General features: G+C 63.6%; 14 protein-coding genes. 6 read left to right on the top strand and 8 right to left on the bottom strand.

What is annotated here, in order from left to right; all coding sequences use genetic code 11:
* The first annotated feature begins 11 nt into the window (after positions 1-11).
* On the top strand, positions 12-1,352 hold the full coding sequence (locus LOY22_RS19225; RefSeq protein WP_404944443.1) for a TolC family outer membrane protein: 1,341 nt from the start codon (positions 12-14) through the stop codon (positions 1,350-1,352).
* Here the strand turns inward: LOY22_RS19225 and LOY22_RS19220 are convergent.
* Positions 1,349-2,542 (bottom strand): MFS transporter, encoded by a 1,194-nt coding sequence (locus LOY22_RS19220; RefSeq protein ID WP_045195252.1) that lies wholly within the window; start codon positions 2,540-2,542, stop codon positions 1,349-1,351. The two genes, LOY22_RS19225 and LOY22_RS19220, sit on opposite strands and share 4 nt — an antisense overlap.
* 106 nt (positions 2,543-2,648) lie before the next feature.
* On the opposite strand from LOY22_RS19220, the gene LOY22_RS19215 reads away from it, so the two are divergent.
* Positions 2,649-3,536, top strand: a complete 888-nt coding sequence (locus tag LOY22_RS19215) for a LysR family transcriptional regulator (protein WP_258594482.1) — start codon at positions 2,649-2,651, stop codon at positions 3,534-3,536.
* A gap of 6 nt (positions 3,537-3,542) precedes the next feature.
* Here LOY22_RS19215 and LOY22_RS19210 read toward each other — a convergent pair whose 3' ends face one another.
* Positions 3,543-4,292 (bottom strand): 3-oxoacyl-ACP reductase family protein, encoded by a 750-nt coding sequence (locus LOY22_RS19210; RefSeq protein WP_258594480.1) that lies wholly within the window; start codon positions 4,290-4,292, stop codon positions 3,543-3,545.
* Positions 4,293-4,415: 123 nt separating this feature from the next.
* Between LOY22_RS19210 and LOY22_RS19205 the strand changes: the two genes are divergently transcribed.
* Positions 4,416-5,348, top strand: a complete 933-nt coding sequence (locus tag LOY22_RS19205) for a LysR family transcriptional regulator (RefSeq protein WP_045195247.1) — start codon at positions 4,416-4,418, stop codon at positions 5,346-5,348.
* Positions 5,349-5,365: 17 nt separating this feature from the next.
* Here LOY22_RS19205 and LOY22_RS19200 read toward each other — a convergent pair whose 3' ends face one another.
* Positions 5,366-5,848 carry a transcription elongation factor GreAB gene (locus LOY22_RS19200; RefSeq protein WP_258594478.1) on the bottom strand — a complete coding sequence of 161 codons (483 nt, stop codon included), beginning with the start codon at positions 5,846-5,848 and terminating at the stop codon, positions 5,366-5,368.
* Between the two features lie 4 nt (positions 5,849-5,852).
* Positions 5,853-6,239 carry a hypothetical protein gene (locus LOY22_RS19195; RefSeq protein ID WP_045195243.1) on the bottom strand — a complete coding sequence of 129 codons (387 nt, stop codon included), beginning with the start codon at positions 6,237-6,239 and terminating at the stop codon, positions 5,853-5,855.
* Between the two features lie 122 nt (positions 6,240-6,361).
* On the opposite strand from LOY22_RS19195, the gene earP reads away from it, so the two are divergent.
* Both earP and LOY22_RS19185 read left to right on the top strand, forming a co-directional pair.
* Positions 6,362-7,492, top strand: coding sequence for an elongation factor P maturation arginine rhamnosyltransferase EarP (gene earP / locus LOY22_RS19190; protein ID WP_258594477.1), 1,131 nt, complete (start codon positions 6,362-6,364; stop codon positions 7,490-7,492).
* Positions 7,493-7,540: 48 nt separating this feature from the next.
* A complete protein-coding gene (locus LOY22_RS19185) occupies positions 7,541-8,113 on the top strand; it encodes an elongation factor P (protein WP_038994110.1) in 573 nt (190 codons plus the stop codon).
* A 69-nt stretch (positions 8,114-8,182) separates the two neighbouring features.
* Here the strand turns inward: LOY22_RS19185 and LOY22_RS19180 are convergent, their stop codons facing one another.
* From LOY22_RS19180 to LOY22_RS19170, 3 genes are all read right to left on the bottom strand, one after another.
* A complete protein-coding gene (locus LOY22_RS19180) occupies positions 8,183-8,611 on the bottom strand; it encodes an organic hydroperoxide resistance protein (RefSeq protein ID WP_045195238.1) in 429 nt (142 codons plus the stop codon).
* A gap of 127 nt (positions 8,612-8,738) precedes the next feature.
* Positions 8,739-9,200 carry a MarR family winged helix-turn-helix transcriptional regulator gene (locus LOY22_RS19175; protein WP_093380528.1) on the bottom strand — a complete coding sequence of 154 codons (462 nt, stop codon included), beginning with the start codon at positions 9,198-9,200 and terminating at the stop codon, positions 8,739-8,741.
* Positions 9,201-9,256: 56 nt separating this feature from the next.
* On the bottom strand, positions 9,257-10,213 hold the full coding sequence (locus LOY22_RS19170; RefSeq protein ID WP_258594476.1) for a LysR family transcriptional regulator: 957 nt from the start codon (positions 10,211-10,213) through the stop codon (positions 9,257-9,259).
* 111 nt (positions 10,214-10,324) lie between these two features.
* Here LOY22_RS19170 and LOY22_RS19165 point away from each other — a divergent pair, with 111 nt between their 5' ends.
* Complete coding sequence (locus tag LOY22_RS19165) at positions 10,325-11,074, top strand: sulfite exporter TauE/SafE family protein (RefSeq protein ID WP_213603561.1); 750 nt, start codon at positions 10,325-10,327, stop codon at positions 11,072-11,074.
* On the opposite strand, the gene LOY22_RS19160 is transcribed toward LOY22_RS19165, so the two are convergent.
* Entirely contained in the window at positions 11,064-11,918 is an 855-nt protein-coding gene (locus LOY22_RS19160) for a LysR family transcriptional regulator (RefSeq protein WP_093380535.1), read from the bottom strand. The genes LOY22_RS19165 and LOY22_RS19160 overlap by 11 nt on opposite strands.
* Between the last annotated feature and the right edge of the window lie 94 nt (positions 11,919-12,012).

Raw genomic sequence — 12,012 nt, 5'->3', positions numbered from 1 at the left:
GAAGCCCGTGGATGAAAAGCTTGATGACCGGGCTGCTGGCGGCGTTCGCCCTGACAACAGGGGCGGGCGCGCAGGCCATGGGGCCGTTTCAGGTGTATGAACAGGCGCTGCGCAAGGACCCGGTGTTCCTCGGCGCGCTCAAGGCCCGCGACGCCGGGCAGGAAAACCGCGCCATCGGCCGCGCCGGCTTGCTGCCAAACCTTTCGTACAACTACAACAAGGGCCGCAACGATTCCAAGGCCCGCTACCTGGGCGATTCGCGGCGCGAAGATGAAGACCGCCACTACAACAGCTACGGCTCGACCTTCATCCTTCAGCAGCCGTTGCTCGACTACGAGGCCTACGCCAGTTACCGCAAGGGCGTGGCCCAGGCGCTGTTCGCCGATGAAGCATTTCGCGACAAGAGCCAGGAGCTGCTGGTGCGGGTGATGACCAGTTATACCCAGGCGCTGTTTGCCGACGACCAGATCAGTATCAGTGTCGCCAGCAAGCAGGCCTATCAACAGCAGTTCCAGCAGAACCAGCAACTGTTCCAGCAGGGCGAGGGCACCCGTACCGACATCCTCGAAGCCCAGGCCCGCTATGAGCTGGCCGACGCCGAGGAGATCCAGGCCCGTAACGACCAGGACGCCGCCCTGCGCGAGCTGGGGGCGCTGATTGGCGAGCCTTCGGCGCGCATCGACGAGCTGGCGCCGCTCAACGACGGCTTTGCCCTGCTGGCGCTGCAGCCAGCGACCTACGAGGCCTGGCATGAGCTGGCCCTGGCCAACAACCCGCAACTGGCGTCCCAGCGCCAGGCCCTGCAAGTGGCCGGATTCGAGGTGGAGCGCAACCGGGCCGGGCACCTGCCCAAGGTCACGGCTTACGCGACTTCTCGGCAAATGCAGTCCGACAGTGGCAACACCTATAACCAGCGCTATGACACCAACACCATCGGCATCGAAGTCAGCCTGCCGTTGTTTGCCGGGGGCGGGGTGTCGGCGGCCACCCGTCAGGCCAGCCGCAACCTGGAGCAGGCCGAATATGAACTGGACGGCAATACCCGTACCACCCTGATCGAGCTGCGCCGCCAGTACAACGCCTGCCAGTCCGGCGTCAGCCGCCTGCGTGCCTATCAGCGCGCGCTGACTTCGGCCGAGGCGCTGGTGCAATCGACCCGCCAGAGTGTGCTGGGTGGCGAGCGGGTCAACCTCGATGTGCTCAATGCCGAGCAGCAACTGGCGACCACCCGCCGCGACCTGGCCCAGGCCCGCTACGACTATTTGCTGGCCTGGATCAAGCTGCACTACTACGCCGGGACCCTGCGCGAGGAGCACCTGGCGAGGGTCGATGAAGCCTTTGTGCGCCGTTAGGCGATACCCGGGCGCACGGCGCGCTGGCGCTCAGCCAGGCCCCAGACCAGCAGGGCCAGGGCGCCGATGCTCAGGCCGGCGATGACGATGCCGTCCCAGCCATAGCGCTGGAACAGCTGCGTGCCGAGCAGCGAGCCGAGGGCGCCGCCGATGAAGTAGCAGGTGATGTAGCCGGCATTCAGGCGGTTGCGCGCTTCCGGACGCAGGACAATCACCGCGTTCTGGTTGCTCACGTGCACCAGTTGCACCGCCAGGTCGAGCAACAGCACGCCAACCAGCAATGCCGCCAGCGACGACTGCGCAAAGGCCAGCGGTACCCACGAAAGCAGCAGTACCAGCAAGCCCACCGTGGTGCCCAGCGGGCCTTTGCCGCGGTCGGCCAGGCGCCCGGCCCAGTTGGCCGACAGGGCCCCGGCGGCACCGGCCAGGCCGAACAGGCCGATCACTGCGTCGGAATAGTGGTAAGGCTCGGCCGACAGCAGAAAGGCCAGCGGCGTCCAGAACAAGGCGAACAGGCTGAACGACAACAGCCCCAGCAGCGAGCGCAAACGCAGGATCGGCTCGTCGACGAACAGGCGGAACACCGAGCCGAGCAGCGCCGGATAACTGAGCCCAGCGTGCTGGTGACGCTCGGGCAGGGCGCGGAGCAGGGCGATCGCCGACAGCCCCATCAATCCTGCCGCCAACAGGTAGATGCTGCGCCAGCTACCCAGTTCAGCCATGAAGCCGGCAGCCGTGCGCGCCAGCAGGATGCCCAGCAGCAGCCCGCTCATCAGCGTGCCGACCACCCGCCCGCGTTGCGCCGGATCACTCAGGCCTGCCGCCATCGGCACCAGCACTTGGGCGACCACCGAAAACAGGCCGGTGAGGGTGGTGCCGATCAGCAGCCATATCAGGCTTGGCGAAAAGGCGCTGATCAGCAGGCCCAGGGTGCTGATGGCAATCATGCTGACGATCAGCTTGCGTTGTTCGAACAGGTCGCCCAGCGGTGCCAGCAGCAACAGGCCGGCGCCGTAGCTCAGTTGTGCGGCCATGACGATGGCCCCGGCGCTGGCGGTGGTCAGGCCGAAATGCTCGGCGATGCTGTGCAGCAAGGGTTGTGCGTAGTAGTTGCTGGCGACCGCGAGGCCTGTGGCAGTGGCCATCAGCAAAATCAGGCCGCGGCTCAGGGGGTGGGTGGCAGAGGTCATGGACCGTCTCTAATCAGTGGCAGTTGGAGGTGACAGTATGGGAAATGCGCTAGCATGACGCCAATGTATCGTTTTCATTCTATCCATCTTGAAAATAGATCGATCCATGAATCTCAAGCAGATTGAATATGCCCTGGCGGTAGTCGACACCGGCAGCTTCACCCGCGCCGCCGAGCGCTGCCATGTGGTGCAGTCGGCCTTGAGCCATCAGATTGCCCGGCTGGAAGAAACCCTCGGCGTCAGCCTGTTCGAGCGTAGCTCGCGGCGCGTGCGCCTGACGCCTGCGGGGGAAGCTTTTGTGCAAAGCGCGCGGCCAGCACTGGAGGCGACCCGAAGGATTGCCGAGGATGTTGCCGCCGCCTGCGGTGAAGTGCGCGGGCAATTGTCGATCGGCGAGATCACCTCGCTGACCGAGCTGGACCTGGTCGATCTGCTGGCTGATTTTCATGCCCAACATCCACGGGTGGACATCCGCTGGCTGATGGCCAAGAGCGAGTTGCTGATCGCCGACGTGCGCGAGCGACGCCTGGACGTGGGTTTTATCGGAATCTGGCCGGGCGAGCGGCTGGAAGGCGTCGAGTACCGCCTGCTGGCCGAAGAAGAATTGGTGGCGGTGATGGCTGTCGAGCACCCTTTGGCAGGCAAGACTCGCTTGTCTCTGGCCGATCTTGAAGCCCAGCCGCTGGTGGATTTTCCCGCCGGTAGCGGCGCGCGCCGGCAAACTGACGAAGCCTTTGCTGCCGCCGGAGTGCGCCATCGGGTGCAGTTCGAAATGACCAACATCCGCCTGGTGGAGAAATTCGCCAAGCGCGGCCTGGCGATCGGCCTGGTGCCGGCGCGAATTGCCAACGGCTTCAATGGCGTGGCGTCGGTAGCGGTTGAGGATGCGCCGGTGCGTCACGTTTATGCGATCTGGTCGACGCACCCGACCCCGGCCGCCAGGGCCTTTGTCCAGTTGATTGAACAGCGCCTGGCCGACAGGGACGGTCATTGACTGGCCTCAGGCCGCGAAGCCGCCATCAATGCTCAGGCTTGCGCCAGTGATGTACGCCGCCTCCGGGCCGACCAGGTAGGCGACGAAGCTGGCGATCTCATCGACGTGGCCGTAGCGACCCACCGCCATCAAGCCCATCAGGCTTTCAGCGAACTCGCCCTGGGCCGGGTTCATGTCGGTGTCCACCGGCCCCGGCTGGACGTTGTTGATGGTGATGCCCAGGGGGCCGAGGTCACGGGCCAGACCGCGGGTCAGGCCGACCAGCGCCGACTTGCTCATGGCATAGGGGCCGCCACCGGCGAAGGGCATGCGCTCGGCATTGGTGCTGCCGATGTTGATGATCCGCCCGCCCTGGCCCATGTGCCGGGCAGCGGCCTGGGTGGCGACGAAAACGCTGCGCACATTCACCGCCAGGGTACGGTCGAAGTCTTCCAGGCTGAAATCCGCCAGTGGCCCGACGGCCAGTACCCCGGCGTTGTTGACCAGGATATCCAGGCCACCGAAGGCCTCGACGGTGCTTGCCACAGCCTGCTGCACGGCGCTGGCATCGGCGCTGTCGGCCTTGATTGCCAGGGCCTTGCCGCCGGCGGCGATGATGCTCTGCTGTAAGGCATCGGCCTGGGCCGTGGCATTGGCGTAGGTGAAGGCGACACTGGCGCCTTCGGCGGCCAGGCGTTTGACGATGGCAGCGCCGATACCGCGCGAGCCACCCTGGATCAGGGCTACTTTACCGTTGAGGCTGGATTGGGTCGACATGCTGTGCTCCCGAAAGAACAAGGCCGGATGCCTTGGATGGTGCTCAGTATCGGCCGCTGATTACCCTGCCGGTAGCCAGTAATCGCTATAGTCTGTGTAAACCAAAAGTATGGAATCGCCGCGATGGAGTCGTTCAGCAGTATCGAGTGTTTTGTCCGCAGCGCCGAGGTCGGCAGCTTTGCCGAAGCCGCGCGGCGCCTGAGCCTGACCCCGGCGGCAGTGGGCAAGAACGTCGCCCGCCTGGAGGCACGTCTGGGTGTGCGCTTGTTCCAGCGCAGTACTCGGCGCCTGACCCTGACCGAGGCCGGCCAGCGTTTTCTCGGTGAGGTAGCGGCGAGTTTCCAGACCATCCAGTACGCCGTGGCTAACCTTGCCAGTGCCGAAGGGCAGCCGGCCGGTACCCTGAAAGTGAGCATGGGCACGGTGTTCGGCCGTCTGTACATTGTGCCGTTGCTGGCTGAGTTCCTGCGGCGCTACCCGGCCATCAGCCCTGATTGGCATTTTGATAACCGCCAGGTCGACCTGATTGGCCAGGGTTTCGATGCGGCCATTGGCGGCGGCTTCGATCTGCCGCAAGGCGTGGTGGCGCGCAAGCTGACTCCGGCGCACCGGATTCTGGTAGCGGCGCCGGCCTACCTGCAGCAGCATCCGCCGATCACCCAGCCTGGCGACTTGCACGCACTCGATGGCATCCTCATCCGTTCGCCGCAAACCGGGCGCGTGCGCTCCTGGCCGCTGACCAGCCGCGAGCGGGAACAAAGTCCGTTGAGCCTGCGCCTGCGCATGACCATGAGCGATTCGGAAGCCGCCTGCGCGGCAGCGGAGCAGGGTCTGGGCGTAGCGCTGGTGAGCATGCCATTTGCCGTGCCATACCTGCAGGCCGGGCGGCTGCTGCGAGTGTTGCCGGGCTGGTATGTGGACGACGGCAACATCTCGCTGTACTACGCCGAACACAAACTGTTGCCGGGCAAGACCCGGGCCTTTGTCGATTTTATCATCGAGCAGTTTGCCAGCCAGGGGTTGGCGCAGCGCTTTGATGCCTTGGGATCTTTGTGAAGGCGCAGCCTTCCTGATCACAGAACCTTGAGGATGCAGTAACGCTGGGACACCCCGCCAAGCACCAGGCTGACCTCATCCTCTTCGACCTTGCCGAGCAGTCCCTGACCCAGTGGCGAGCGCGGGGTGATCACCGTGACCAGGTGCTCGCCCTGGCCAATCTTCAGGCCCGCGCCTTCGGGGCCGAGGAATAACTGCTGGCAACTGCCATTCTCGGCCTCGAGGGTCACCAGGTTGCTGACCTGGATGCCGCGTTGCGGGTCATAGTCGCGCAGCAGCAACTGCTGGTACGCCGCCCGCGCCTGGCGGATCTCTTCCATGCGCCGGGCTTGCCCGGTGGCCAGGTACGAAGCCTCAAGGCCCAGGGTGTCGTACTTGTTCTCGGCGATGTTCTCTTCGGCGGTGGCCGCTTCATAGGCGGTTTGCGCCGCGCGCTGGGCGACGTCCAGGTCGAAGGTCAGGGTATCGATGATGCGTTGCAACAGGTCGGCTTTGTTCATGGTGTCAGTTGCAAAATTCCAGGACATGGGCGCGACTTTTTTCCGTGGGCAGGTTGCGGTTTTGCTGCAGCCAGAACTGGCACTTGGGGTTGGACAGGTTGCGCATGCTGCCTTGTGCCTGTTCTTCGGCCTGCTGTACCTGCTGGTTGCGCAGGATCTGCTGGTACTGCTCGAACATCTGCTGTTGCGGGTCTGCCGCCGGCGGGGGCGCCGGGGCGATGGCGGGCGGCGCAAGCACCTGGCCGATCGGCGGCACCGTCGCGGGAAGCAGGCGCCCGGCCAGCCACAGGCTCAGGGCGATGGCCACGGCGCCAAGCCACAGGCCCAGGGCAATGCACAGGATCAGTTGCAGCGGCTTGAGGGTGATCTTCAGTTCGCGAGGGCGGGGCATGATGGCCTCCTGGCCAGGACACGGGTGGCCATTGTCGCATGGTGCAGCAGGTTTTTTACCTGCCATGCTTTTGTCTGCGATGATTTACCCGGACAATCGGCGCTTTTTCCAAGGGGCCCGCGATGAAAGCGCACTGGGACATCTTCTGTTGTGTCGTCGACAACTACGGCGACATCGGCGTGACCTGGCGCCTGGCCCGGCAATTGGTGGCCGAGCAGGGCCAGGCGGTGCGCCTGTGGGTGGATGACCTTAAGGCGTTCGTGCGTATTTGTCCCGAGGCCCGGGCCGATGCCGCCCAGCAATGGCAACAGGGCGTGGATGTGCGCCAATGGCCTGGCGAGTGGCAGGACACGGCGGTAGCGCAGGTGGTGATTGGCGCGTTCGCTTGTCAGTTGCCGCCCGCTTATGTGCAGGCGATGCTCGATCAGCCACGTGCGCCATTGTGGCTGAACCTGGATTATCTCAGCGCCGAAGACTGGGTCGAAGGCTGCCATGGTTTGCCGTCGCCCCAGGCCAATGGCTTGCGCAAGGTGTTTTTCTTTCCGGGCTTCACCCGCAAAACCGGCGGCTTGCTGCGTGAGGCGAACCTGTTGGCACAACGCGACGTGCTGCAGCAGGACCCTGCCGCACGCACCGCGTTTCTGCAGAGCCTGGGCGTGACGACAGCGGCAAACGCCCGCCTGATTTCGCTGTTCGCCTACGAAAACCCCGGCGTGGCCAGCTGGCTCGAGGCCCTGGCTGGCGACAGCCGCGCCAATCATCTACTGGTGCCCGAAGGCCGGGTGCTGGGCGATGTTCAGGCCTGGCTCGGCGAGCCGCTGTGCGTCGGCAGTGTTGCCCGGCGCGGCGCACTGACCGTGCAGATCCTGCCGTTCGTCAGCCAGGACGATTACGACCGGCTGCTGTGGAGCTGCGATTTCAATGCAGTGCGCGGTGAAGACTCTTTCGTTCGCGCGCAATGGGCGGCACGACCGCTGCTTTGGCATATTTATGTGCAGGAAGAGTATGCCCACTGGGAAAAACTCGAAGCGTTTCTTGATCTGTACATCCAGGGCCTGAGCGCTGCGTCAGGCGACGCGCTGGTACAATTGTGGCGCGCCTGGAACATGGACTGCGACATGGGCCAGGCCTGGCAGCAGGTGCTGCTGCACTGGGACGAACTCCACCAGCACGCCCGCCGCTGGAGCGCCGCGCAGGCCGCTCAGCCGGACCTTGCCACGGCGCTGGTACAGTTTTACCGAAATTGGCTATGATATGCGGCCTCGATTTTTGTAAATCCATCCAAATTCGGATATATCGCAATGAAAACTGGTAAAGAACTGAAACCCGGTACCGTGATCCGTATCGACAACGATCCATGGCTGGTTCAGAAGGCTGAGTTCACCAAGTCGGGCCGTAACAGCGCGATCATGAAAACCAAGCTGAAGAACCTGCTGACCGGCTACAAGACTGAAACCGTCTACTCGGCCGACGACAAGCTGGACGACGTAATCCTGGATCGCAAAGAAGCGACCCTGTCGTTCATCAACGGCGATACCTACACCTTCATGGACACCACTGACTACACCATGTACGAGCTGAACGCCGAAGACATCGAGGCCGTTCTGCCGTTCATCGAAGAAGGCATGGAAGACGTCTGCGAAGCCGTGTTCTTCGAAGAGCGCCTGGTTTCGGTTGACCTGCCAACCACCATCGTGCGTCAGGTTGACTACACCGAAGGTTCCGCTCGCGGCGACACTTCGGGCAAGGTCATGAAGCCTGCCAAGCTGAAGAACGGCACCGAGCTGAGCGTTGCTGACTTCATCGAAATCGGCGACTGGATCGAGATCGACACTCGCGAAGGCGGCTCCTACAAGGGCCGTGCCAAGGTCTAAGCCTGGCATTCCTGCGCAATCGAAAAACCCGGCCTTGGCCGGGTTTTTTTATGCCTGGGGTTTTATCACTCAGACAGTGACATGCAAGCGTACATCAACGTTGCCACGGGTGGCATTGGAGTACGGGCAGACCTGGTGAGCGGCGTCGACCAGTGCTTGCGCCTCAGCCTGGTCCAGGCCCGGCAGGTTGATGTTCAGGTCGATATCCAGACCGAAGCCACCCGGAATCTGGCCGATGCCGACCTTGGCAGTGATCGAGCTGTCAGCAGGCAGGGCCTTTTTCTGCTGGCCAGCGACAAACTTCAGGGCGCCGATAAAGCATGCCGAATAGCCGGCGGCAAACAGCTGTTCGGGGTTGGTGCCGTCACCACCGGCGCCGCCCAGTTCCTTGGGGGTGCTCAGTTTGACTTCCAGCTTGCCGTCGCTGGAGCTCGATTTACCGTCGCGGCCACCGGTGGATGTGGCTTGGGCAATGTACAGCGGAGTGACTTTTTGCATGATGAGCCTCGCTTGTGAGTGGCGCCGCGGCGCTGAGTGGGTACGGAAATTAAATTAGCGCGCAATTATTTAGTGCGCAAGATAATTTTTCGACTGACCTACGAACGGTCATCTACCAGCATAGCCCTCAGAGGCTTTTTTGCAGGTTGGCGCGCAGTTCCAGCAAGTCGGCCTGCAGCTTTTGCAGGCGTTGGAGGTTCTCGCCACTGGCGGCGAGGATGCAGTGCGGCACATCCTTGGCCCGGGCTTGCAAGGCGCGGCCCTGGTCGCTCAACTGCACCAGCACGACCCGTTCATCTTCACGGCTGCGGGTACGCTTGAGCAGGCCTTCGGCTTCCAGGCGCTTGAGCAAGGGAGTGAGCGAGCCTGGATCGGTGAGCAGGCGCTGGCTTATCTCGCCGACGGTCAGGCCGTCCTGTTCCCACAGCACCAACATCGCCAGGTATTGTGGGTACGTCAGCCCAAGCTTGTGCAGCAGCGGCTTGTAGACCTTGGTCATCAGCAGCGAAGTCGAATGCAGAGCAAAGCACACCTGGTTATCCAGGCGCAGTTCGTCGCAGGGAGCGGGCGCTTTCGGGTCGGCGTTCATGCACATCCTTTCATGGGTTGAGTCCTTTAAATTTAGCACGCAAGTCATTAGCGCACTTACTGCCAGCGCAGCTCGCTTTGCAGCGCTAGGTCCCATGGAGGGATCGGGCTGAAGCGGCTCTTGAGGAATTCGAGCAGCAAACGGCTGCGAGAGTTCGTTTCATGTTCCAGGCGCAGGGCATAGATGCCGCTGCTTTCGGCGCTGGGCAATCCGTTGTCACAGAATAGCGGCAGCAATTCGCCGCGCAGCAGGTACTCGCTGATCAGCCAGGTGGGCAGGTGGGCGATGCCCAGGCCGGCGAGGGCGCCGAACAGCAGGGTTTCGGCATTGTTGGCACTCATGCGCATGCGCGTCGGGCGGTACAGGCGCATCTGCCCCTCGACCGCGAAGCGCCAGGCGAAGGGCGGGGCCAGGCCGTCCCAGTCCAGGCCATCGTGTTCAGGCAGTTCGGCCGGGCTGGCGGGAATGCCGCGCTGGGCCAGATAGCCGGGGCTGGCGCAGGCAATGCGCACCATATAAGCCAGCGGCGTGGCCACCAGGCGAGTGTCGGCCAGCGGGCCGGCGCGCAGTACCAGGTCGACTTCGCCCAGGTGCGCGCCGTGCAGGTCGACGAAGCTGTCGATCAGGCGCAGTTGTACGTCCAGGCCGGGATAGGCGACGAGGAAATCGGCGATGGCCGGGGCCAGGTGGCGGCGGCCGAAGGCGGCCGGGGCGTCGATGCGAATCAGGCCTTCCGGGGCATTGCTCAGCGACACCGCTTCAGCCCGGGCCAGGCGCAGTTCTTCGACAATTCGCCGGGCGCGCTCGGCAAAGGCATTGCCCGCCGGCGTCGGCCTTAGCGCATGGGTACTGCGCACGAACAGGCGGCTGCCGACTGCGCTTTCCAGGCTGTCGATACGCCGTGCCACCGCCGAAGGCGTCAACGGATGACGCCTGGCAGTAGCGGAGAAGCTGCCGGTTTCCAGCACATCGAGAAACAGGCTGAGTTGTTCGGTCAGGGCGTCGGGGTTCATGGCGGCAGATCTGCTTTTGCGTAAATGGCACAGCCATTGTGCGTTGCTGTGCGTTTCCCCGCTAGCGCCGGCTCGGTAGCATGCAGCGCTTGGCACTTAAGAGAGACAGCAATGATCGAGTGGGCGATATACATAGCGCTGGGCGCGGCACTGGGCACCGTAGGCGGGTTGTTCGGCATTGGTGGCGGGCTGATCGCGATTCCGGCGTTGGGGGTGCTGTTCGGCCTCGACCAGCAACTGGCCCAGGGCACGGCGTTGGTGATGGTGGTGCCCAACGTGCTGCTGGCACTGTGGCGGTATCACCAGCGCAATCGCATTGAGCTCAGGCATGCGCTGCCGCTGGCGGCGAGCAGCTTTGTGTTTGCCTGGCTGGGTTCGATCTGGGCGGTGGGCGTCGATGCCCAGGCCATGCGCTTTGGCTTCGTGCTGTTTCTGGTGGCGCTGGCGGCCTGGAACCTGGCGCGGATGTTCATGCGCACGGCGCAGCCATCCAGTGAACTGCGCCAGCCCTGGCCGTGGCTGGGCGTGCTGGGCAGCGGCGCCGGGGTGCTGGGCGGCTTGTTCGGGGTCGGCGGGGCGGTGGTGGCAACGCCGGTGCTGACCAGCGTGTTCGGCACCACCCAGGTGGTTGCCCAGGGTTTGTCGCTGGCGTTGGCGGCCCCGAGTACGGCCGTTACTTTGCTGACTTATGGTCTGCATCAACACGTGCAGTGGAGCATGGGCATCCCGCTGGCGATCGGTGGCCTGCTGAGCATCAGTTGGGGTGTGAAACTGGCTCACGCCTTGCCGGAAAAAGTCCTGCGTTCGCTGTTCTGCGGCTTTCTGGTGCTGTGCGCGGTAATGCTCGCGTTCAAGATCTGAAGCCCTCGATGATGTAGTCGGCCAGGCAGTCGGTCATTTCCGACTGCGTGGTGCGATTGCGCAGCAGCATGATGCTGGCGGTGGGCAGTGGGGGCAGGCCTTCGGCCTCGCCGATGATCTGCAGGTCGCTGGTGATCAGGCTCTGCAGCTGCGCGGTGACCGCCAGGCCGGCGCTGACCACGGCCATGATCGCCGCGGTGCTGGCGCTGGTATAGGCGATCCGGTACTCCTTCTCGATGGCATCCAGGGCGTTGCAGGCCCAGGTCCGGCAGTAACAATCGCAGTTGAACATCGCCAGCGGCAGCGGGTTGTGCTCATGCGGGCAGAAGCCCTGGGCCTGCACCCACACTGCGCGCTCGCGGCGCAGCAACTGGCCGATTTCGTTGCCAGGCTCGCGAGTGACGATGGTCAGGTCCAGATCCTGGCGTTGCATCAGCTGCCGCGAACTTTCGCAGTGCACCTCGACCTGCACCAACGGATAGGCCTGGGCAAAACTTGAGAGGATGCCTGGCAGAAAACGCATGGCGTAGTCGTCCGGGGTGCCGATGCGCACCACCCCGACCATGTGCGGCATGCGCAGGGTATTGAACACCTCGCCGTGCAACTTGAGGATCCGCCGGGCATAGCCCAGCAGCACCTGGCCCTCGGCGGTCAGACGCACCTGGCGGCCATCGCGCTCGAACAGCTGGCGCTGGATGATGTCCTCCTCCAGGCGTTTCATCTGCATGCTCACCGCCGACTGGGTACGGTTGACCACTTCGCCGGCACGGGTGAAGCCGCCGTGTTCGGCGATGGCGACAAAGGTGCGCAGCACGTCGGAATCGATACTCTGGTACTGGGACAAGGCATCAATCTCCTAGATGTATTACATAAGAAACATTCGTTGGATTGATCTTATGCCCGAGCTGACACTGTCGTCATCCCAACAGGAGGGTAAG

Source organism: Pseudomonas sp. B21-035 (genome assembly GCF_024748945.1).
In the GTDB taxonomy this organism is placed as follows: domain Bacteria; phylum Pseudomonadota; class Gammaproteobacteria; order Pseudomonadales; family Pseudomonadaceae; genus Aquipseudomonas.
The sequence above is the reverse complement of the archived record's forward strand: the minus strand, read 5'-3'. Positions and strand labels throughout refer to the sequence as shown.

What these genes read in the sequence shown, in the direction of transcription:
- LOY22_RS19225 (WP_404944443.1), top strand. Translation starts at nt 12, where the DNA reads ATGAAAAGCTTGATGACCGGGCTGCTGGCGGCGTTCGCCCTGACAACA.
- LOY22_RS19220 (WP_045195252.1), bottom strand. Translation starts at nt 2,542, where the DNA reads ATGACCTCTGCCACCCACCCCCTGAGCCGCGGCCTGATTTTGCTGATG.
- LOY22_RS19215 (WP_258594482.1), top strand. Translation starts at nt 2,649, where the DNA reads ATGAATCTCAAGCAGATTGAATATGCCCTGGCGGTAGTCGACACCGGC.
- LOY22_RS19210 (WP_258594480.1), bottom strand. Translation starts at nt 4,292, where the DNA reads ATGTCGACCCAATCCAGCCTCAACGGTAAAGTAGCCCTGATCCAGGGT.
- LOY22_RS19205 (WP_045195247.1), top strand. Translation starts at nt 4,416, where the DNA reads ATGGAGTCGTTCAGCAGTATCGAGTGTTTTGTCCGCAGCGCCGAGGTC.
- LOY22_RS19200 (WP_258594478.1), bottom strand. Translation starts at nt 5,848, where the DNA reads ATGAACAAAGCCGACCTGTTGCAACGCATCATCGATACCCTGACCTTC.
- LOY22_RS19195 (WP_045195243.1), bottom strand. Translation starts at nt 6,239, where the DNA reads ATGCCCCGCCCTCGCGAACTGAAGATCACCCTCAAGCCGCTGCAACTG.
- earP (WP_258594477.1), top strand. Translation starts at nt 6,362, where the DNA reads ATGAAAGCGCACTGGGACATCTTCTGTTGTGTCGTCGACAACTACGGC.
- LOY22_RS19185 (WP_038994110.1), top strand. Translation starts at nt 7,541, where the DNA reads ATGAAAACTGGTAAAGAACTGAAACCCGGTACCGTGATCCGTATCGAC.
- LOY22_RS19180 (WP_045195238.1), bottom strand. Translation starts at nt 8,611, where the DNA reads ATGCAAAAAGTCACTCCGCTGTACATTGCCCAAGCCACATCCACCGGT.
- LOY22_RS19175 (WP_093380528.1), bottom strand. Translation starts at nt 9,200, where the DNA reads ATGAACGCCGACCCGAAAGCGCCCGCTCCCTGCGACGAACTGCGCCTG.
- LOY22_RS19170 (WP_258594476.1), bottom strand. Translation starts at nt 10,213, where the DNA reads ATGAACCCCGACGCCCTGACCGAACAACTCAGCCTGTTTCTCGATGTG.
- LOY22_RS19165 (WP_213603561.1), top strand. Translation starts at nt 10,325, where the DNA reads ATGATCGAGTGGGCGATATACATAGCGCTGGGCGCGGCACTGGGCACC.